Source organism: Bacillus infantis (assembly GCF_008180445.1).
Lineage (GTDB): Bacteria > Bacillota > Bacilli > Bacillales > Cytobacillaceae > Bacillus_AB > Bacillus_AB infantis_B.
In genome coordinates, this window is record NZ_VTER01000002.1 from 121,074 (window position 1) to 142,266 (window position 21,193).

The following is a 21,193-nucleotide window of genomic DNA, read 5'->3' on the forward strand; positions in this document are numbered from 1 at the left end:
ATAAAAATCGCTTCAGGCCTGTTCCTTCTCGTTGTAATAATTCACAGCGTACATGGATCCTTCATCTACCATTTTATTATCCTGGACATCATATGGATCTGGATGCCCGCCTTTTTCAACCGGTACCACCCGATGATTTTTCGATTTGGAAGGAAGTACTTTGTTTGTCACATTCACAGTGAATGTCTGGATTCTCTTTCTGCTCTTCAAAGCCAGCAGAAGGATACTGCTGATGCCGACTCCGGCAAGGATATAAGAATTCAATGGACGAGTATTCATGGTTAAAAGCTCCTCCTTAAAAAATGATTTGATTTGACTTGCTTTATATGTACCCTTTTGAATCCTGCTCAAACCTGGCCCGCGGCAGCAGTATATGGAGGAACTGGCAAAACCTTTATCTGCTTCCTTGCTAAATTGGTTTAAGGAAGCCGGAGTACAGGGAAACAGGAAAAGAAAGGCGGGGGATAACATGAAGTATAAATTGAATGATAATAAATGGACCTGGCACAATTTTCATACAATAGATGAATCGAAGAGTTTGGAAGAGTTACACTTTGAAAAAGCAATCAAGGAGTGGAGGGACTCGTCGAGCGATAATGATACGAACTGCCTCCAGATGGATACACTGATCCCTGGCAGGGAGCATATCCGCGGCTCGCTGATTTATCAGCAGACGCTGGAGGATCAGCAGGATTATAATTTTTTTCATTTCTTTCTAACACGTGAATTCTTAATTACCGTGAATTTTAAATTTGATGCGATTGAATCTGTCCGTGAGGATTTGCTCCTGAAGCAGATGGACGCTGCGGATAACGCTATTGAAGGTTTTTTTGTCTTTTTGGGGCAGATACTGGACTCCAATTTAACGAAGATAGATGGATATGAGAAAAAACTGAACGATCTTCTATGGAAGGTCAAGCAAAGAAACAGCCTCAGCACCTTTGAGGAAATCTATGAATCCCGCCATGAACTTCTTGTCTGGAAAAACCTGACGGTGCCTTTCCAGGAGCTGAAAATTGCGGCAGAAGAGGCATTTGGCGATTTTGCAGCAGAAGGAAGGCAATATCAGCGGACCACCATGAGGACGGACCGGGCCCTGATGCTGATCAGGGAATACCAGCAGGAAATCTCAACGCTAGTCAGTATCGAAGAAGTCGTTTCTGCCCACAGGGGAAATGAGATCATGAAGACACTCACCGTGCTCACAACCCTCTTTACACCAATAACCGCTCTCGGTGCAATCTGGGGAATGAACTTTAAGCTGATGCCGGAACTGGAGTGGAAATGGGGTTATCTATTCGCCATCGTCCTCATGATTGTCTCCACCATCGGCATCTATATGATACTGCGCAGCAAAGGCTGGATGGGCGATATTCTTAAAGGCAGGAAAAAGAATTCGTTTTTCAAATAAGATGCGCCTTTGGATGGAGGTGTAATCCCTTTCAGGAGACAGCAGGAAAATGTCTGCCTGGAGGGATTTTTTTTATTGGTGATTTCTTTTGGGAAATGGAGGGTCTTTGATGAAGGGTTGGGGGCTCTGAATGTCTTTTTGGGGGGAGAGGGTCTTAGTTGGCTTGACTAGAACCCTCTGAATTACATTTTGGAGGATAGAGGGTCTTAGTCCGCTCGACTAGAACCCTCTGAATCACATTTTGTAGGATAGAGGGTCTTAGTTCGCGTGACTAGAACCCTCTGAATCACATTTCGGAGGATAGAGGGTCATAGTCCGCTCGACTAGAACCCTCTGAATCACATTTTGTAGGATAGAGGGTCATAGTCCGCTTGACTAGAACCCTCTGAATCACATTTTGTAGGATAGAGGGTCATAGTTGGCTTGACTAGAACCCTCTGAATCACATTTTGTAGGATAGAGGGTCATAGTCCGCTCGACTAGAACCCTCTGAATCACATTTTGTAGGATAGAGGGTCATAGTCCGCTTGACTAGAACCCTCTGAATCACATTTTGTAGGATAGAGGGTCTTAGTTCGCTCGACTAGACCCCCTCTGAATCACATTTTGTAGGATAGAGGGTCTTAGTTGGCTTGACTAGAACCTTCTGAATCACATTTTCTAAAATAGAGAGCCTCAGATCCACACTCGAACCCTCTAAATCTCATGATCTATCATAAGAAGTCCTCAGTTCACCCTGCAAAACCAATAGTCTGCCAGCCAAGAGCAGCCATCTCCATATTAACGTGCAGCGGGCTGGGACTCGAGCTGCCGCAGTGCTGCGGTTATGCCCTCGCTATAAGGGGTCCTTGGAATAGGAGCAATCAGCCTTTCGTATTTCGAGCCATCCAGAATAACGGGCGTTTCGTTCAGATACATCATTTCGGCGTATTCTCTCATGAAGGGATCAAAGAGGCCGATGGACTGGATCATCCAGCGTGAAATGGGCCACAGCTTGATCTGCCTGCCAAAGTATCCGGTCAATACCGCTTCGATCTCCTTGCCCGTAATGGTGCCGGATCCCGGAATATTCCAGTCTTCGCCGTATGCTTCCTCATGCAGCGCAAGCTCTGCCAGTGCTTCAGCTGCATCTTTAATAAAAATGAATTCCCGTTCCAGATCAGTTTTTCCGAGAAAGCCTGCCTTGTTCTTGGACATAGCCTGCTTCAGTGTGTAGTCAAGCAGGGTATTGCTTGTGTCAGGGCCATAGAAGTCAGGGAAGTGGGCAATGATATAGCGCGTACCGGACTCACGGATCTGTTCAAGCAGCTCCAGGCGGATTTTGCCTTTTTTTGTATGCGGATTCTTAACCGCACTTTCATTGACAGGGGATGCTTGCCTGCCGTAAGCATAAATATTGTCTGTGTAGATGAAAGGCTTGTTCTGGATGCGGCATTCTTCGAGGATGTTCGCCATGATGATAGACAGGCTGCCCCATTCCTGATAAGGGATATTGATGCTGTGAAAAACAAGATCTGCCTGGGAAACAGCCTTCTTTACCTGAGCCCTGTCCATGGCATCGCATGCGATGATATCAGGCAGCATCCCCGGAATCCTGCGCAGTTTTTCCAGATTTTCAATCGATCTTGAAGCAGCAATGACATGAAAGCCCTTGTTAAGCAGCGCTTCCGTGAGGGAATAGCCCATTCCGCCGGCAGCGCCTAATACTAATGCAGTTTTCATAATAATTCTCTCCCTTTAATTTATTGACCGGTGTTCAATTATTCGTTTTAAAAAAAGAAATGGATTCCATTTCTTTTTTATGATTTAGCTGCAGCCTCTAATCCGCCTATGATAAAGCGCGCATGTGTGCGGGCAAGATTTTGTGTTTCCTCAAACTCAGCCTCTGAGCGGCTGAAGTGGGTGACAAATCCGTGCAGGCTGATAAAAGCGGACCAGATTTGCTGTGCTGCAGGCGGCTGTGAAAGAAGGGCGGCAACCGCTTCGGCAAAGTGCCGGTAGCTTTCATAGGGAGCTTCCTGCATATAGCAGTCCAGTTCTTCATCACGGATCAGAAACATCACTTCATAATGCTTTTGATGGGTCAATCCGAAACGGATATAGCCGAGAAGGATCTCAAACAGCTTTTCTTCATCGGACAACCCGGTGCGGCCCATGATTTCCTTCAGCAGAGCATTTAATTTTCCGAACCCCTGCTCCGCAATGCCGTAGAAAAGCTCAGCTTTATTTTTAAAATGATAATAAAGGGCGCCATGGCTGCAGTTCAGGGCCTGGGCCACTTTCCTCATAGAGGCGGAGCTGTAGCCTTGTGATACAAATAGTTCTCTTGCGGCGTCCAGGATCGCTTCTTTTGTCAGCTCAGACTGGGCAGATTTTCTTGGAGACATGATGATCACCTTTGCTGAATATATTTTATTGAACAGTGGTTAATTAAATTATATGCATTCCCAAAGGAATTTTCAACCATATTAATAAAAAAGCAGCCAGCTTTTATTAAAACTTCACGCTAAGAAAAGGATTCCCGGGCCGCTAAAGAGGGAATCTGATAAGATGGATACATAAGTTTATTTCTGCAAAGGGGTACTATCATGGAAAATAAAAAATTTTGCCGGGAGTCTTTTGTCGTAAAAACGAGCATTGTGCTCCCGCCGGATACAAATAATTATGGAACTTTATTTGGCGGCAGGCTGATGGCCTATATTGATGACGTTGCAGCCATTTCGGCCATGCGCCACGCCAGGATGAATGTCCTGACAGCTTCAACTGACTCTGTTGATTTCCTCCACCCGATCTATGAAAGCAATTCTGTCTGTCTGGAATCTTTCGTCACTTATACAGGAAGATCTTCAATGGAAATCTTCGTCAAGGTCATTGCCGAAGATCTGATTACAGGAGAGAGGAATGTCTGCGCCGTCTCATTCCTGACTTTTGTCGCAATAGATGATCAGGGCAAGCCGACTGCAGTGCCGCAGGTTGTCCCGGAAACAGAAGAAGAGAAAAGCCTTCATGAATCAGCCAAGGAGCGACTCGAAATCCGCAAAAAACGCCGGAAAGACAGCGAAGCGTGTGCAAATAAATATGGTGCAGACCTTCCGTGGCAGCGGGACAGGGGATGACCGGCACACGAAGGAGCAGCTGGAAGAGCTGCTTCTTTTTTTTGCAGAGATTAGAGCAAAAGGATGAAAGTAAATGGTAGAATATAGGAAAAGTCTATATTGAAGGAGAGAATAGGAGCTTGAATAAACGGGGAATTTTAGTTCTTGTTGTTATTTTATTGGCAGCAGCGGGCGGCGGCTGGACGTATGCAAGGGGAAATATGCATGAATACGACTACACACAGGAAACCAAGCAGCTAAAAAGGGATAAGCTGCCGATGGCAATCAAGCTGCCGGAAAGAATGCCTTTCCCTGACATGAAAGTATGGGAAACCTATTCAGACGGTGTTGGCCAGGTGGAAATGACTTTTATGAATAAAAACAAAAACACCGTGGAGCTGGTCATTAAAAAAGAAGAATTTGAGTACCAGGAAGGGTTAAAGCAGGAAGAGGTCCGAATCGGAGACCTGGAAGGCTTATTTATTCCAGATGATGGCGATAAAAGGATTCTGTACTGGGAGGATGAAGGCATCCACTATCAAATTACATATATACCATTATTGACGCCTGGCGAAGTCAGCCGAACCCAGATGATCAAGATGGCAGAGTCTTTTTATTAAGATAAATTTAGGAAGCTGGTTAAGCGGAGGGGTTGAATTGGAAGTTATCATAAAGGCTTCAACTGAGCATATTGAGAGTATCTTAAATTTAAGGATTCTTCTCTTAAAAGAGCTGGGTGAGCTGGCATCGCCTAAAGAAGAAGACATACTTTCCGCGGCAACAAGGGATTATCTTCAAGTAGCTTTAGCTAACGGGGAATTTATCTCTTATCTCGCGGAGAGAGATGGAAAAATGGCAGCCTCCAGCGGGATTGCTATTTTCCGAAGGCCTCCTTATCCGGGGAACATTAAAGGAGTGGAAGCTTATATTCTGAACATGTATACACTGCCGGAATTCCGCGGACTTGGCATTGGGAAGAGGCTTTTGCAGGAATGTTTGGATGAATGCAGGGCCAGGGGAGTCAAGAGGGTTTGGCTCCATGCTTCCCAGGACGGCGAGCCGCTCTACAGAAAAGCTGGCTTCACTGGAAATAAAGGAGAATTGGAGCTGCTGCTCTAAAAATTCCGAGATGTTTTTGTAAAGATGATGTTAGGATAGAGACACTAACCTCACACAAGGCGGCTGCAAGGCTTTGTGTGTTTTCTGGAGCTCCCAGTATACTGGGCGGCTTTTTTTCTGCACGCAGTTAATTTTCCTCCAGCCAACTTACTTGCTTGCTTCTTAATTAGTTAAGGGGACACAATAAGATTGCTCTAGACCCACCCGATTCCTGCCTGCTATTATAGTCAAGTGCTAAAAAGGAGGTCCGGGATGGAAGAACAAAAGTATAAGGATCTGAAGCTTGGGGAGCGCGGGGCCATCATAAGCATCATCGCTTACATATGCCTTTCGGTCCTTAAGCTCGCAGTAGGATATATAAGTGACTCGGCTGCCCTGAAGGCAGACGGTTTAAATAATACAACGGATATTATCGCATCTATCGCAGTATTGATCGGACTGAAGATATCGCAGCGGCCGCCTGACCAGAATCATGGCTATGGCCATTGGAAGAGCGAGACGATCGCCTCCATGGTTGCTTCGTTCATCATGGCTGCTGTCGGACTGCAGGTGTTAATAGAAGGAGCAGCTTCCATTTTTGATGGGGGGAAGGAAACGCCGCCTGATATCATCGCGGCCTATACAGGCATCTTTTCAGCGCTAGCCATGTATTTTGTCTACCGGTATAATAAGCGGCTGGCTGATAAAATTAAAAGCAAAGCCGTCATGGCTGCGGCGAAGGATAATCTATCCGATGCCTGGGTGAGTATCGGTACGGCCATCGGTATCTTTGGTTCGCAATTGAAAATGCCCTGGCTTGATACCGTAACAGCCATCATTGTCGGGCTGCTGATCTGCAAGACTGCCTGGGATATATTCATACAGGCCTCACATGACCTTTCCGACGGATTTGATGAAAATTTGCTCCTCAAATACAGCGACGAAATCCTGAAGGTGTCCGGCGTAAAGGGCATTAAAGCAATCAAGGGAAGGAATTACGGCAATAATGAAGTATTGGATGTAGTCATCCTGGTCAATTCAACCCTGGATATCAGGCAAGCGCATGATATCGCCACACATGTGGAAAAAGTGCTGATGAAGGATCACGGGGTTTATGATGTCCATGTTCATGTGGAACCTAATTAAGGGGAGGAAGGGGCAGTTTAGACTGTCTCTTTTTTATCGTCTTAAAGGAGAAAGACTAATTTAAGGCAACGTGAAAAAGGAGGTACGGAATTCTTCCGTATCTCCTTTTTGTATTGAAAAGTAAATTTTTGTAATGGGAATTTGCAAAAAAAGTTCAAAGACCTGTTGATTGCAGTGCAAGGCATGTAGACTCCTGCGGGAGATAGCGGAAGAGTTGAGACCCCGCAGGAGCTTGCTCCGAGGAGGCTCAACTCCGCCCCGCGGAAAGCGAAGTGCCTGGAACGGAAATCAACAGCCCTATCCATAATATTATCCTAATCTTAAGCAGTCCCATCAATTTCCTGGTCTATCAAGCAGCCCCATCCGCAAACTTCAAAAGCAGATGTGACAGTTTCTCTTTTTCTTCCTCGTTTCCAACCTTCCATAATTCCTTCAGCAGTTTTTCCTCGCGGTTTTGCGGGTCGACATTCTGTGCAAGATATTCTGCGATCTTTTTTGCTGTAGCGGCAAGCTGTTCTTCATTTAAACCAATTTTCTTGCCAAGCTCGATCCGCTCCGCCAGATAGCCTCGGAACTCGTCAAAGCTGCTTAAGATATCCGCTGCCTTGTCTTCTGAGATCCTGCTGACAGTGTCCTCAATATTATTTTCATTAAGTTCGCCCTGCTCATTTACCATATGGTTTTGTTCGGACATTCCTGATCCCTCCGTATGATGAAGTCTATGATTCTCATTACCTCTCACAGGCGTCTTTTAAACTAGCAGGCATTAAACCTCTGTTGCCTGCAGTGCTGCTTCCTGCCTGAGAATCTTGCGGAATGACAGCTTTGACAGCAGGATGCCGACTTCATATAATCCGATCAGCGGGATGAGGACAATCATCTGCGAAAACAGATCCGGCGGCGTGATCAAGGCGGAAACGACTGCCAGTACGAGATAGGCATACTTGCGCATGGAGCTTAACTGTTTTGGTGTGACGATATTGATGGTGGTCAGGAACATCAGCATCAGCGGCACCTCGAACAGGAAGCCGAATGGAATGGTGGACATCATCATGAAAGAAAAATATTCCCTCGCTGTAATCATCATGTCAAAATGATGATTGCCCAAATTGATCAGAAACCGGTAGACGGTCGGGAAGATGATGTAAAACCCGAATGCAATGCCTCCGGCGAAGCTTAAAAAGATGGCCGGGAGGTACATGACGGTGGTTTTGCTTTCTTTTTCCGTCAATGCCGGCTTCACAAAGATCCACAGCTGGTAAGCGATGAAAGGGAGGGAGAGGCCGAGGCTGATGCAGCCGGCAATCCCGGTGTACAGCCTCACCACATCCAGCGGCCCCAGCATGACCAGCTTATATTCCTGGGAAAGGAGGGGGAGCAGCTTGTTAATGAACACAAACGATAAGATAAAGCAGGATAGGAAAAAGATCAGTGACCGGATGATTGCTTTCCTGAGATCGGTTATATGTTCAACAAGTGTTTGCTCATCGGTTTTCATTGTAATCCCTCCCTGCTTTTAGATCTGCTGGTTCTTGTCCTTGGACAGATCCGCTTTTTTTGCTGTGTCTTCTTCATCATCATCATTCATCAGGCTGTTGGCTGATTTTTTGAACTCGGATAAAGTCTTCCCGAAGGCTGAACCGATTTCAGGCAGTTTTTTCGGACCAAAGATGATCAGGGTGATGACGAGAATGATAATTAAGCCGGGAATGCCGATATTAGTGAATCCCATTTCTTTTCACTCCTTTGATTTATACAAGGGCTCCGCCTTGTTTGCTGTATTTGATGATGCCTTCTGCTGCACGGTAGGCAAATGCGCCGACAGTGCCGGTTGGGTTGTAGCCGCCATTATGGGCGAATGCGGATGCGCCGACTACAAATACATTCTCTGCATCCCACATCTGCAGATAATTGTTCACAGCTGATGTTTCCGGTTCAGCCCCCATGATGACACCGCCCGTGTTATGTGTGGTCTGGTAAGGGACGATATCATAATGCTCAAGCGGGCTGCGGTCATTGACCAGGTTTGCGCCCATTTCTTTCATGATATTGTCGGTGATTTTGCCGATATAGTTATACAGATTCTTGTCCTGCTGGGTGAAGTCATAGGTCAGCCTCAATAGCGGCAGGCCGAATGCATCTTTATAGGATGGATCAAGATCAAGATAATTGTACTGTGTCGGCATGGATGCACCCTGGGTCCCGATATTCAGGTGGCGTGTATAATATTTAACAGACTGCTTCTTGAATTCTTTACCCCATCTTGGCGTATCCTGCGGCACCGGGTTTGTCTGGATCGGCCGCTTCCCGGACTGGTTCAGGGAAATGGAGCCGCCATGGATAAAGTCGACTTCAGAATGGTCAAAATTATCTCCGTTATAATCATCGACAGAGGCACCGAGTGCGCCTGCTCCCATGAATGTATTGAACTGCTCTTCATCAAAGAATCCGGTTGAGCCCGGCAGGATCTGATAGCAGTAATTTTTCCCGATGACGCCCTGGCCGGTTTCAGGATTATAAGGCCTGCCAAGGTTGGATGACAGCAGCAGGCGTGCATTATTCATCACATAGCTTGTCAGGACGACGATGTCTGCTGGCTGGATGAATTCTTCCTTTGTCAGCACATCCACATATCTGACTCCGGTTGCCTTCGTTCCGTCATGAAGGACCTCGGTTACATTGGAATAGGTGCGGAGCTCGAAGTTGCCTGTATCCTTTGCATAAGGGATGACTGAAACTGTCGGATCCGCTTTTGCGCCATATTCACAGCCGAAGCGCTCGCAGAAAGCGCAATACTGGCAGGCTGCCATTTTGGCGCCATACTGATTTTCATAAGCCTGGCTCATGTTGGCAGAAGGCATATGATATGGCTTCATGCCTAAGTTTTTCGCCGCATCTTTAAAGCGCTTGGTGAGAGGTGTTTCCTTCATTGGCGGGTTTGGATAGGGATTGGACCTTTTGCCGCCGAACGGATTTTCCTCGCCGCCGATGCCGGCTGTTTTTTCAAAAGTGTCGTAATACGGTTCAAGTTCATCATAGGTAATGCCCCAATCCTGCACCTGGAGGCCCTTGATTTTGCTCTCGCCATACTTTGCTACCGTTTGGGATTTAATCTCGAAATCATAAGGCAGGAACCGGTAGGTATGGCCATTCCAGTGGACACCTGAGCCGCCGAGCCCCTCTCCAAGCAGGAACGATCCAAGCTGGCGCATCGGCAAAGCCCGTTCCTTTGCCGTGTTCCGGAAAGTGAGTGTTTCTTTGGATAAATCCTGCATCAATTCGTAGCGGATCGCGTAGCGCAGCTCATCATGGACAACATAATAGTCCTTGACGCCCCTTTCCTTGCCGCGTTCAAGCCCGACAACCTTCATGCCCTGCTTGGCGAGCTCGGCAGAAATGATGCCGCCTGCCCATCCTACTCCGACTACCACTACATCTGTCTTTGGTAAAGTTTTTGCCATGATATCCCCCGATTTCTATCTAGTTTGTATAAGCGTGAAGTGCTTTTGGTTCGATTTCCATGAATTCGTCTGATTCGATTTTGTCTATGTAGCTCATCTGATGCCCTGGGAAGTCCTTCATCTTCCAGCCTTCCATGCCGATGTTTCCGCTGTAAGCCGGATCCGCATAGACTCCCTCTATCGTTGCGGCCCTGAGCTGATTGAAAAAGGTTTTGGAAGACACGCCGCGGATTTTAACTTTATCAGCCTCAAAATCTTTCAGAATCTCATCCTGCTGATCTCCTTCCAGATCGGCGAAGCCCTTCGTGAACTTCTCCTGGCTGTAAGATTCAATCCGGTCAATCCCGGTATCAAACATTTCATTCCTCTTAAGAGGAGATTGATAGCCCTGGAAATTGGAGCCTGGGAAAAATGGGCCCTGCATGTACTCTCGTGCATTATTGCCCCACGCACCTGCCAGCTGATGGTCGATGAAAAAAGGTACCCCGAGTTCGATTGCGCCAGGACCGGTTTCGTCCTGTGGATAAATACGCTCGACTGCCTGCTGCAGCACTTCGAATTTCTGCGGGTTCGTAAAATAAAGCGGTGCCTGCTGATGTGAATTGGACGAGCTGTGTCCTTCTGTGTTGGAGCTGGACGCCTGTTCAGAACCGTTCATCCTGGACCCGATCAGTCCCCCGAGCAGCCCGCCACCAACCAATCCACCTGCAACATAGCTGGAATTGCGTATGAATTTACGTCTCGACATTTTTGAACCAGTCGATTGGTCAGCCATAATTGTGCCTCCTTCTTGAAAAAAATATATTAAATAGGAAAGAAAATACTCTATCAAGCTTCCACTCTTGTTTTTCTGCTAAACATAGATTGCAGGATTCTTTTCTGAATTGATACTTTAGTCCTAGTAAACTGGAATGGTGATGACATTTTTGGAAAAAGAAGTCCTGTGGGTTTATAAGCCAGAGAATGTCACCTTGAAAATTCAGGTTTAGCTTAAAAGTCAAAGTGGAACTGTTATATGTAATCAGCAGAAAGAAAGAGGGAGATAGAATGTTAAAAAGAGCGATGGTTGTTTCCGGTCTTGTACTCAGCTTGGCAGCCTGCGGCGGCGGTGACGAAGAAAGCAGCGGCGAAAGCAATGGAGGCGGCGGTGAGGTAGATACGGCAGCTGCAGAGGAAACCTTCCAGCAGAGCTGCGCATCCTGCCATGGCGGAGATCTAAGCGGCGGAGCGGGACCAGCCCTGGAGAATGTAGGCAGTGAACACAGCGAAGAAGAAATCCGCACTAAGATTGAAGAAGGCGGCGGCGGAATGCCGGCAAACCTGATTGAAGGCGAAGAAGCAGACAATGTTGCAGCTTGGCTGGCAGAGAAAAAGTAATATATTGTCATGAAAAAAAGCTGGCGTTCCGGGAAGGAGGCCAGCTTTTATGGTGGTTTTTTACAAAATAAAAAAGGCAGGCCATCCAGCCTGCCTTTTTTCTCAGCACTTCAACTTACATGGGGGAAATCGGTTCTAAGTATATCGGTTATATACTGTAGTGCCTTTTGTCCTCCTTGCAAAATCCGTGCCTTTTGCATCGCCAATGCCTAACGGTGAAGTCGCTGTTAACTTTTTCATCGTTTACCAGTCCCTTCTGTTTTGTTATTGGCTTTGCATTATACATTTACCCGGGTGTACAAGATTAAAACATTTAAACTCCGGAAATAGCTGGAAATCAATCTAACCGCCGAAGCTGTTGATCATAACGAGCATGGTCACAAGGCCAAGGATGAAGGAATAGGTAGAGAACCGCTCGTTTCCATCCCCATGGCTTTCCGGTATTAATTCTTTGTAGATGATGAACAGCATCGCCCCGGCTGCAAAGCTCAGCCCATAAGGGACAAGGCCCTCGATATTGCGGGAGAGGAAGTAGCCGATAATGGCTGTCACGATTTCTACCATCCCGGTCAGTGTGGCAACGCCCAAAGCCTTCCATCTGGAAATATTCTGATTGACGAGAAAAAGAGCAACCAGAAATCCTTCCGGCGCATTCTGCAGGCCGATGGCAAATGCGATCAGCGGACCAAGCTCCCCGCCGTCAGATGCATAGCTGACACCGACCGACAAACCCTCGGGAAGATTATGGAGTGTGATGGCCGCGACAATCAGCACGGCCTTTTGCTCCAGTTTCATATTCAGCTTGGTATGCTCCAGGTCGATATGCGGTGTATGCTTTTCCAGAAAGTTCAGCACAAACGTCCCCAGCAGGAGACCGATGGTCAGAACAATCATATTGGAGGATTCAAGCGCCTGCGGTATCAAACTGAAGGTGGACGCCGCCATCATGATGCCTGCCGTATAGGCCAATAAGACATCCCGCCACTTGTGTGTAACGCTTTTGAAAAAAAGGATCGGAATCGCACCGGCCCCTGTTGCCATGGCAGAAAGAATGCTGCCGATAATTGCCTCTTGCATGATAAGCCCCCTGATTTTTGCCAGACTGAAAATATGCAGACGATTAACACAGATAATTTGTGTTAAGTATACAGCCAACTATGAGGCAAATAAAGCGTTTTGTTCGGTCATGCACAAAATTTGCTTTTGGGCAAAAAAAATAACGCCCTCCAAGTGTGGTAACGGGTTTACTTCAGAGGTGCAAACATTATAAAACACATAGGAAAACGTACTTGAATTCACAATATAATCTATAGTGCGTTTTTATTGATATATCAATATATTTGAGAGTTTAAGTCATTCACTTTTTCCCAATTCACAAATCAAATCACTGTATATAATGATTATTGGAGGATGTGTGAAATTTTTTTGTGATTTAGTGAGTGAATTATGTGCAATTTCGAAGATTACTGGATATTTATGTTAAAGTGATATTAGAAATATATCAGCGATTGTGAAAAGATTTACTTATGCTAATGGGGCAGGTTAATTTTAAGTAAAAAGTCAACGAAGGTGGATTTTATGGACTCTAACTATAAATGTTTTATTGATATCCGTTTTAGTGGTGGAGATATTCAATTTGACGTTTCGAGCGATACACAGATATTTAGTTTTAAATCAGGTATAGGTTTTGTAGCAATCCCACATTTTTTATCAACTCTCTCTTCCTTATATAAAGGAGAGCTCAGTGAGATAGAAATGGATTGTCATGGAAACCTTGATTACTATATATTTTCCAGTGATGGTACAAATCTTTTTATTGAACATATAAGCCATTATCCAGATGGAGTATTTAAATATCACTTTAAGCTAAAAGAGTATATTGAAGCTATTTATACAGAATTTCACAAGTATCTGCAACAACTTGAAAAAGAAGGGGTATTACCTTTAAAAACTCAAGAATTTGCTCATCCGCTAGGTGATAATGTATTAAATGCTTTTTATGAGTTTTCATCAGTTTTAAAACGTTAATTTTATAAAGTAGATACGTTGTTTAACTAGCGGAGGCTAATCTTCCAGAGCAGCTGCCTAATGTGCAGTAAATGACTAACAGGTCAGGTTAGTTCAAGAAAAGTAGCAGGAAAATAAGGGAATGAAATAAAATATTTATTTTGTATGAAGGAGGGGATGAAATGATTTATTTATCATATGGTACCTAACCAGATGGTTGGAGACAAACTTGTACCGCTAAACTCATTAAAAATAACTCATCCAGATTTGTATGAAAAATACACTGAAAAGTATTTGAATCACCCAGAAAGAAGTAAACTACTGCAAAGAAGGATACCTAAGTTAAACTGTCTGTGGAATGATGTGATTCATTTCTTACCTTTACATCCCTACTTTGTTTTTAACGCTCTTTCTAATCTGGGAATTAAGACAAAAGAAAATATAACTTTTTATAAAATTCCTATTGAGTTATTAGCCCATAACAAAAATGCTATTTATTATTATTCTAAAGAGAGATACAAAGGTCCTTCGGCAGGGATTGTTGCTGAAGAAATGGAGTTTCTGAATATCCAAGCTTATCAAGAGCTTCAAGAAATTCCAACTGATACTTTGGATTATTATAAAAAAGAAAATGAGAAGGGTAACAAGTTCGGTCTCTTTCATTTTATTCCTCATATATTGAGCTTAGGAGAGGTTGAAGTAAAGGATATTGAGATTCTAGCTTGGAATCTACTTGAATAATGATATACCACCATTAGCTAGTGGGACTGTTGGTGTGACAAGCGGTTAATTTAAATATTTCCACTAAAAAAAGTGCACTACTTCACTTTTTAGTAAAGCTCTGCACTTTATTGCAATGGATAAAGTAACTCTTATATGCTTATATGGGTAATAATCCACTTTTTATCTTCAATTTTACATTTTACACTAACGCTTTTATTAAGGATCTTATCAAACCATAAAACTGCAATTTCTTGATTGCTTAATTTTTCAACTGATATCCCATCTGCTTTAATAATATTTGTCATAGTTATTTCTACTGGTTTCCCTGCAATAAGTTTATTGTAAGCTTCTTCTGACTTTATATCTTTATCTTTTAACAAAGCTACAGCATCTACCATTTCGGCTAGAGCATATGAACTAAAGTACCTCGATAATAATTCATTAACTTCATTAGGTGAATCTACACCAGACGTATTACTTCGGTTTTTATCAATTAAAATTCTGACCTTTTCAATGCTGACACTAATATCATTCTCAATTTTTTGATCTTTAAAAAGGGAGGCTCTTTCGTAAGAAAGGTATCCGAAGATTAGACTAAAGGTTAGTAATAAAGTAGCTGCATATGCAAGCGTAGTGGTGGTTCGTGATCTCCACTTATTCTGTCGCTGCTTTAAGTCTGGTTCAGCTGCCTCAGATGCTTCACTAATTATTTGTTTTAATTTATTCTCTTTTAATTTGTGGGTTGGAAACTTTGATGAAAGACCAAATTCTTTCTCAAATTGATTCACCGAGTTCACTCCCTTTTAAATAGGAATCCTTTAATTTCTTTTTGGCCCTATGAAATGTAAGGTTCACATTTTGTTCAGTCCAACCGGTAATAAAAGCTGTTTCGTTTACGCTTAGCTCAATTATGCCTCTAAAAATAATTATTTCTCTGTACTTTTCGGGAAGTTTATTTATCTGCCTGTAAAGTTCAGCAACATCTTCATTAATAATGAGTAACTCCTCGGGAGTATTGTGATAATTTCGAAAAATGGACTTGCTGAATATTGATTTAAGCAGGTTCCTTCGTCTAGAAAGATCAATAGCACAATTTCTTGCAATCTTTATCAACCATGTTTTGGGATTAGCATTTCCTTTGAAATAATCCAGGTTCTTATAAGCTTTAATAAATACATCCTGTAGAATATCCTCTGCTTCATTTTTATTTGTATAATAAATGAGGAAATTATAAATATCGTCTGCATAAAGTGAATACCACTCTTCAATAATTTTGTGGTGTTCCATCACTTTCCCCCTTTCTTTTGTTTTATAGACGTCTGAGGAATGGATTTATTTCAAGAATTTAACTAAAAATTTCAATACGAGTGGAAAGAATCTTAAGAAGTAAAGATATTTAATTAGAGTTCATACTTTAAATAAAAGGATAGCAGTTTTCTTAGCTTTTTGTTTCCGGCTGGTGGATGCCTGGCCTTGTATAGCACTTTTTCCAATAGGCCTGTGTGTTTCTGCTGATAAAGATTCAAGCTGCAAAACAAGGCAGATTTCTTGTTTTAAAAGGGACAGCATTCCTGTAATAAAGCTAAGTTTGTGAACCAATGAACTTAAACAAACGGATGCTTATGTTCCAAATAGCTGCCAAACTCCAAACTAGGCAGCTATTCTTATATGACTAACGGGGCAGGTTAGCTTAAAAAGAAGTCATAAATAAAGAAACATTGGTAAGGGCAGACTTACATTGAGGTGTATATATGAAAAGACAACTAGGAATATTATTCGTTTTTTGCTTTATGATACTTGCTGCTGCCAATCATACTAAAGCCCTTGAAGTACCCCATAAAGAGGAAATCAAATATAACCATAACAGTATGACTATTTCCGAAATTAAAAAGCACGTTCCTTTTAATGTCATTGTACCTGAATATGTACCAGACGATTGGACACTAGAAATCAAAACTTACCCTTGGGGAACAAAGACCGATTTCACCAGCTTTAGTCTGCATTATATGGATAGAAATGATGAAAAAATGTTGGTTAGCATTACTCAAAAGAAGAGTATAGCTAAACAAACAAAAAAGTATATCCCTAATGCCAAAACAATATCGATAAATGGACATTTAGGCAGATTAACTAAATGGGGTAATGACGGTGAAGTTGACCGTAAAGGAGAAATTATTACTGGAGGATTACTTCAATGGTCGCAAAAAGGAACTGATATTGAAATACATAGTTCAAGGATACCAATGGAGAAGATGGTGGAGATTGCACGTTCAATGAAATAATCATTAAAAGCAAAATAAGCAAGAGCGTTAGTCTAAGTAGGACTGACGCTTTTTTTTTTGTGGGATTCCATATTAATCCAAAGGGGCAAGTGTGTTTTAGTAAATTTTCATGTAAATAAATCTAATCTTTCTTGCAGCTCAAACGGTAAAAAATGAAGACTTTCAATTATTTTATGTTGAAAAGGATGTAATCAGCAATCCTGGACATGATATCCCTAAATTGATTAAGGGGGATACAAATGAGATCTCATTTACTTTGTATTATAAGTGCCTTAACCCTTGGATTGAGCACCGCTCCTGCATATGCTGCCCAGGAAGACAAACCTCAACCTTTAGAAGAAGTATACCCTCAGCTCGGGTATAAACCGGTTGAGGAGGCAGTAAGGGAGTTTGAAGAGCATTTCAAGGAAGACTTAAAGCTGCCAACAAGATTGCCGCCTATACCTTTCACCCACATTTTTGGAAGGTTTTATGAGGACAAACAATACGGCATTAATGATGGCTTAGAAATAGAGTTTATAAATGAAGACCAGGGTCAGAATCATTTTAATATTGATATAAGACCTTTAAAGAATAAGATTAACTTCAGGACTAAAGGTGGTCAAAAAATATACAGACTTCAAAATGGAGAAGAAGCTATTTACATTGTTGACAGGAACCATACATTGCTTGTCTTTGAAAGGGATAATTGGCAATACATGTTCGGGGTCTCAAAGAGGATTGCCAATAAAGTACCACCAGAAATGTTAGTTTCGATTGCTAACTCAACTTTTCTAGACTAATAAGACCTCTTTGTTATAAATAGCAATCACCAAAAAAGAACACTTCTTTTCTTGGTGATTTGCCATTTTAAAGTGATATTTAGTTTGTGAAACTAACGAGTGCCTGTGTCTTAATGAAGCTGTCATTAACATTAGGCGGTTTTTTGTTATTCTATAAAAGGAGCAGGATTGTTGAAGACTGCTGTTTATACTCTTCCATGAACAACTGGTTCAAAATATTGAGGAGTTATAAACAGTAGGCATACTAATCTAAGATCATTTTTAAGTGTCTGGAGACTCATTCTTTATATCTAACGTGTTAAATATTGTAATATCCGCTAATATATAATGTATGCCATCTGGAGAAAACATTTAGGGGGATTTATGATTTTAGGAATAAAGTTTAATAAAAATCTAATGGATTACATACTGAATAAACTAGCAGCCCTTGGTTTACTAGTATTTGTTATGTGTTTGTATATCATTTTGGCAACTGGATTTGATTTGTATGAGTTTAGCGAAAATTTATTAAATATTAAGATCTGGGGTTTGACATGCGGATATGCACTAATGACGACATTGCTAATTGATTTAGTAACATTTAAATGGATAGAGATCAAATACCATATGAGAGTCCTATTGCACTGTTTAGCAGGATTTCTTGTGTTTTTTCTAATTATGGGTGTTAATTTGTTTTCCGTGATTGCTGGAAGTGTTGGTGCATTATGTGCATTTATCTATATCTTTGGCTCCTCCCTATTAAAGAAAAGAAAACAATTAGTATGGATTTTTCTTTTAGTTTTCCCTTTAATGCTCTGTATAAGATTGTTTGATTTTACTATTAAAGAAGGTTGGACTGAAGAGAAAACAAATTCAAATTTTTCCCCAGAGTTTGAGCGTTTTAATGGGAAAAATGAGATTCCAATATTTTTAAATAAGGGAGAGGTAGTAACGTTTTATATATCATTTGAGCAACTAAATGGAGGTGGATATGGATATCATATTTTAGATGAGAATGGTGAGTATGTGGGGGTGACAGAACTAGAAGATACGTCTGAGGAATATAGAGGCATTGATACGAATACAATCCAGTTTAATGCAGAAAAAGCAGGTGTATATATGTTAATTGTCACAGGTGATAACTTGAAGGGGAATATCGACATAAAGTGGGAAATAAAATAATGTTCATTTGTTAATCCACAAACGGGGCAGGTTTATTGAAGAAGGATTATTAAGATGTCTCTCGAACTTTAAAATTATCCGGACCAAAATGAGGAGGAGTAATGAATAAAAAAAGCCTATTCAGCATAATAGCGTTAATAGCTATCGTTGCTCTTATTGCAGGAAGCGTTTTTCTTCAGAAGGAAAACGAAAATGAAGTAGTTATTAAAGAAGTTTCTGAAGAAAGAGTGTTAAATAATGCTTCGTCCTTCGCTAAGATTTATGGATACATAAGATTCTATCACCCTAGTGATGAAAATGAAAAAGTGGACTGGGATAAGTTTGCTGTATATGGATTAGAAAAAGTAAAAAGCTCCAAAAATGATAAGGATTTAATTCAGAACCTAAATGAGTTATTTATCCCTATTGCACCGACAATAGAAATCTCAAATAAGCCATCCCCTTTGAAAGCTCCATATAATAAAATTAATTTAAAAGAACCTGAACTAAATATGGTCTTCTGGCAACATTCAGGATTAGGAACAGCGTATGCTAAACAACAAGGATCCTATAAAAGTCAACGCATCATTACTCCTATAGACATTACCTCTAAGAACAATAATAATCTTTTATTTGAAGAAAAGCCGCCTCCTGGTGAAATAAAGACATATCCAATTACAGAAGATGTGTACCTGCATATGCCTATTTCCTTGTACTATCAACATAACAAAACGTTAGGAGCAACTTCAGAAACAAGCAAGGAATTCCAAAAGAGGTTGAAGGCTATAAATAACACTCCTATAAACGACGTGGAAGACTCGGAAGTTAAGATGGCTGCCATTACAGTATATTGGAACGTCATTCAACATTTTTATCCTTACCATTTAGAATCTGAGTTGAATTGGTCAAATGAGCTTGAAGCAATGCTTAAGCGTTCTGAGGATGAGGAAATAACAAATGTACTGAAGGAAACGACAGTGCTTTTGAAAGATGGCCACGCAAACATCATTAATCAAAACAAAAATAATGGTTGGTTCTCGAGGCTGCCTTTTCAAATTGAACGTATTGATAATAGATTTTTCGTAGCCAATCTAGACGAAGAAGCCCCGGTCAAGTTAGGTGATGAACTATTATCGATTGATGGAGTAGATGCTCAGACCTTCTTTGAAAATGAATGTAAATTTATTTCTGGTTCTCATCAATACCAAGAATACCGAGCGTTAGAAACAATGATTTCAGGTAAAGAAAATCAAGTGGCAGAGCTTGTTGTCAAAAGAGAAGGTGAGAAATTAAATCTGGAGGCTATTTATGCAAATAAGGCTAAAACTTTGGTGCCGCCGTTCAAAGAACTAGAACAGGGTGTGTATTATATAAATTTAACAGGGGATTTTAAGACCTATTTAGATCAAAATATGAATAAATTAATGAACGCTAAGGCTATCATTTTTGATGTTAGAGGGTATATCACGAGGATTCAAGATGCAGTAACCTTGATTTCGTATTTAACTAAAGAAACGATAACTGGACCAAAATATAAAATCCCAACTACTATTTACCCTAACCAAGAGGGAATTACTTTTGATGATGTCAGTTGGAAAATAGAACCTAACAAAACCTATTTAGAAGGGAAAAAGTATATTCTTGTTGACCCATCGGCTCTAAGTGCTTCAGAATCCTTTTTAGGAATGATGGAAGATAATCAGTTGGCTGAATTTATAGGTCAACCATCTGCAGGAGTTAATGGAGATATTAATCAAGTGTCATTACCTGGAGGTCTTTTATTTCAGTTTACTGGACTTAAGACTGTTAAAAAAGATGGGAGCCAGCATCATTTAATTGGTATAGAGCCGAACTATCCTATTAGCAAAACAATAGAAGATGTATTAAGTGGTGAAGATAAGTATATAAGTAAAGCTTTGGAGCTTATAAATTAGCACCTGGAATTTTTCTAGGTGCTTTTTGGTGTTTTCTTATAGTATGTGAAGAAATGCACTTAAACAATAGGGTGCTTATGTTAAAGATCAGCTGCCAAACCAGGCAGTTTTTTCTTATATAACAAACGGGGCAGGTAAGTGAAAGAAGAGCTAGCTGCAGAGTATAACAAATGTATAATATAAGAATTATCTCTTAATCAATAATTATGATGGTTCGAAGTCATTGGCATATACTGGATAGTCTTTTTTAATTGCTAAGTTGGGGGGAGGGGAAAGCATGAAGATAGTGCAGCAGTGGAGCCAACAGGATAGTGAATATATAAGAAAGAAAGTAATCGAGCATAATCTGAGAAATATTCCTGATAAAGTAAAACATCCAGTGAAAAAAGTAAGTTTTATACTTAGAGATGAAAAAGACAATATTTTGGGCGGGATAACAGGGACAATATTTTGGTACCATCTACATATAGATTTCTTATGGGTGGATGAAACTCTAAGGGGTAAAGGTTATGGAGAGAAGTTATTACAAAGCATCGAGGAAATTGCTATAACTAATAAATGCAGATTAATTCAACTAGATACTTTTAGTTTCCAAGCACCAAAGTTTTATCAAAAGTTTGGTTATGAAGTGGTTGGGATAGTTGAAGAACACCCTGTAAAAGAATTTCAACAATATTTTCTGCTGAAGAGATTGGCTTATTAGTATTCTTCTTTAAGAGCGTTAATCCAAGAAGGGT

The 21,193-nt window shown here is 41.5% G+C and carries 24 protein-coding genes; 13 read left to right on the forward strand and 11 right to left on the reverse strand.

Annotation, left to right across the window (positions count from 1 at the left end):
* Positions 1-12 precede the first annotated feature (12 nt).
* Positions 13-279 (reverse strand): hypothetical protein, encoded by a 267-nt coding sequence (locus FZD51_RS03000; protein ID WP_148973417.1) that lies wholly within the window; start codon positions 277-279, stop codon positions 13-15.
* Between the two features lie 190 nt (positions 280-469).
* Between FZD51_RS03000 and FZD51_RS03005 the strand changes: the two genes are divergently transcribed.
* Positions 470-1,411 carry a magnesium transporter CorA family protein gene (locus FZD51_RS03005; protein WP_262380670.1) on the forward strand — a complete coding sequence of 314 codons (942 nt, stop codon included), beginning with the start codon at positions 470-472 and terminating at the stop codon, positions 1,409-1,411.
* A 780-nt stretch (positions 1,412-2,191) separates the two neighbouring features.
* On the opposite strand, the gene FZD51_RS03010 is transcribed toward FZD51_RS03005, so the two are convergent.
* Positions 2,192-3,133, reverse strand: a complete 942-nt coding sequence (locus tag FZD51_RS03010) for an SDR family NAD(P)-dependent oxidoreductase (RefSeq protein ID WP_187445609.1) — start codon at positions 3,131-3,133, stop codon at positions 2,192-2,194.
* A 77-nt stretch (positions 3,134-3,210) separates the two neighbouring features.
* Positions 3,211-3,798: a TetR/AcrR family transcriptional regulator gene (locus tag FZD51_RS03015; RefSeq protein WP_148973420.1), complete on the reverse strand. Its 588-nt coding sequence runs from the start codon at positions 3,796-3,798 to the stop codon at positions 3,211-3,213.
* Positions 3,799-3,999: 201 nt separating this feature from the next.
* Here FZD51_RS03015 and FZD51_RS03020 point away from each other — a divergent pair, with 201 nt between their 5' ends.
* From FZD51_RS03020 to FZD51_RS03035, 4 genes are all read left to right on the forward strand, one after another.
* Positions 4,000-4,527: an acyl-CoA thioesterase gene (locus FZD51_RS03020; RefSeq protein ID WP_148973421.1), complete on the forward strand. Its 528-nt coding sequence runs from the start codon at positions 4,000-4,002 to the stop codon at positions 4,525-4,527.
* A gap of 119 nt (positions 4,528-4,646) precedes the next feature.
* Positions 4,647-5,126: a DUF4367 domain-containing protein gene (locus FZD51_RS03025; RefSeq protein WP_148973422.1), complete on the forward strand. Its 480-nt coding sequence runs from the start codon at positions 4,647-4,649 to the stop codon at positions 5,124-5,126.
* Positions 5,127-5,163: 37 nt separating this feature from the next.
* Entirely contained in the window at positions 5,164-5,625 is a 462-nt protein-coding gene (locus FZD51_RS03030) for a GNAT family N-acetyltransferase (protein WP_009792205.1), read from the forward strand.
* A gap of 252 nt (positions 5,626-5,877) precedes the next feature.
* Positions 5,878-6,750: a cation diffusion facilitator family transporter gene (locus FZD51_RS03035; RefSeq protein WP_148973423.1), complete on the forward strand. Its 873-nt coding sequence runs from the start codon at positions 5,878-5,880 to the stop codon at positions 6,748-6,750.
* 349 nt (positions 6,751-7,099) lie between these two features.
* On the opposite strand, the gene FZD51_RS03040 is transcribed toward FZD51_RS03035, so the two are convergent.
* From FZD51_RS03040 to FZD51_RS03060, 5 genes are all read right to left on the reverse strand, one after another.
* Positions 7,100-7,444 (reverse strand): DUF3243 domain-containing protein, encoded by a 345-nt coding sequence (locus FZD51_RS03040; protein WP_148973424.1) that lies wholly within the window; start codon positions 7,442-7,444, stop codon positions 7,100-7,102.
* A 72-nt stretch (positions 7,445-7,516) separates the two neighbouring features.
* The gene (gene tatC, locus FZD51_RS03045; RefSeq protein ID WP_148973425.1) at positions 7,517-8,248 is read right to left on the reverse strand and encodes a twin-arginine translocase subunit TatC; all 732 of its coding nucleotides are present in this window, start codon (positions 8,246-8,248) and stop codon (positions 7,517-7,519) included.
* 18 nt (positions 8,249-8,266) lie between these two features.
* Entirely contained in the window at positions 8,267-8,482 is a 216-nt protein-coding gene (gene tatA / locus FZD51_RS03050; RefSeq protein ID WP_009792201.1) for a twin-arginine translocase TatA/TatE family subunit, read from the reverse strand.
* Positions 8,483-8,501: 19 nt separating this feature from the next.
* The gene (locus tag FZD51_RS03055; protein ID WP_148973426.1) at positions 8,502-10,211 is read right to left on the reverse strand and encodes a GMC family oxidoreductase; all 1,710 of its coding nucleotides are present in this window, start codon (positions 10,209-10,211) and stop codon (positions 8,502-8,504) included.
* A gap of 19 nt (positions 10,212-10,230) precedes the next feature.
* On the reverse strand, positions 10,231-10,986 hold the full coding sequence (locus FZD51_RS03060) for a gluconate 2-dehydrogenase subunit 3 family protein (protein ID WP_148973427.1): 756 nt from the start codon (positions 10,984-10,986) through the stop codon (positions 10,231-10,233).
* A 272-nt stretch (positions 10,987-11,258) separates the two neighbouring features.
* Here FZD51_RS03060 and cccB point away from each other — a divergent pair, with 272 nt between their 5' ends.
* Positions 11,259-11,588 carry a cytochrome c551 gene (gene cccB, locus FZD51_RS03065; RefSeq protein ID WP_148973428.1) on the forward strand — a complete coding sequence of 110 codons (330 nt, stop codon included), beginning with the start codon at positions 11,259-11,261 and terminating at the stop codon, positions 11,586-11,588.
* 342 nt (positions 11,589-11,930) lie between these two features.
* Here cccB and FZD51_RS03070 read toward each other — a convergent pair whose 3' ends face one another.
* Positions 11,931-12,665, reverse strand: coding sequence for a ZIP family metal transporter (locus FZD51_RS03070; protein WP_148973429.1), 735 nt, complete (start codon positions 12,663-12,665; stop codon positions 11,931-11,933).
* A 501-nt stretch (positions 12,666-13,166) separates the two neighbouring features.
* Here FZD51_RS03070 and FZD51_RS03075 point away from each other — a divergent pair.
* Positions 13,167-13,616, forward strand: a complete 450-nt coding sequence (locus FZD51_RS03075) for a hypothetical protein (RefSeq protein WP_148973430.1) — start codon at positions 13,167-13,169, stop codon at positions 13,614-13,616.
* 192 nt (positions 13,617-13,808) lie between these two features.
* A complete protein-coding gene (locus FZD51_RS03080; RefSeq protein WP_262380672.1) occupies positions 13,809-14,336 on the forward strand; it encodes a group-specific protein in 528 nt (175 codons plus the stop codon).
* A gap of 131 nt (positions 14,337-14,467) precedes the next feature.
* Here the strand turns inward: FZD51_RS03080 and FZD51_RS03085 are convergent, their stop codons facing one another.
* Complete coding sequence (locus FZD51_RS03085) at positions 14,468-15,106, reverse strand: hypothetical protein (protein WP_148973431.1); 639 nt, start codon at positions 15,104-15,106, stop codon at positions 14,468-14,470.
* Positions 15,093-15,605: an RNA polymerase sigma factor gene (locus FZD51_RS03090; protein WP_148973432.1), complete on the reverse strand. Its 513-nt coding sequence runs from the start codon at positions 15,603-15,605 to the stop codon at positions 15,093-15,095. The genes FZD51_RS03085 and FZD51_RS03090 overlap by 14 nt, the downstream gene beginning before the upstream one ends.
* Positions 15,606-16,069: 464 nt before the next feature.
* On the opposite strand from FZD51_RS03090, the gene FZD51_RS03095 reads away from it, so the two are divergent.
* From FZD51_RS03095 to FZD51_RS03115, 5 genes are all read left to right on the forward strand, one after another.
* Positions 16,070-16,600 carry a DUF4367 domain-containing protein gene (locus FZD51_RS03095; RefSeq protein WP_262380674.1) on the forward strand — a complete coding sequence of 177 codons (531 nt, stop codon included), beginning with the start codon at positions 16,070-16,072 and terminating at the stop codon, positions 16,598-16,600.
* Between the two features lie 239 nt (positions 16,601-16,839).
* Positions 16,840-17,382: a hypothetical protein gene (locus FZD51_RS03100; protein WP_148973433.1), complete on the forward strand. Its 543-nt coding sequence runs from the start codon at positions 16,840-16,842 to the stop codon at positions 17,380-17,382.
* A 363-nt stretch (positions 17,383-17,745) separates the two neighbouring features.
* A complete protein-coding gene (locus tag FZD51_RS03105; protein ID WP_148973434.1) occupies positions 17,746-18,543 on the forward strand; it encodes a hypothetical protein in 798 nt (265 codons plus the stop codon).
* Positions 18,544-18,644: 101 nt separating this feature from the next.
* Entirely contained in the window at positions 18,645-20,456 is a 1,812-nt protein-coding gene (locus tag FZD51_RS03110; RefSeq protein ID WP_148973435.1) for a S41 family peptidase, read from the forward strand.
* A 277-nt stretch (positions 20,457-20,733) separates the two neighbouring features.
* Entirely contained in the window at positions 20,734-21,159 is a 426-nt protein-coding gene (locus FZD51_RS03115; protein WP_148973436.1) for a GNAT family N-acetyltransferase, read from the forward strand.
* The last annotated feature ends 34 nt before the right edge of the window (positions 21,160-21,193 follow it).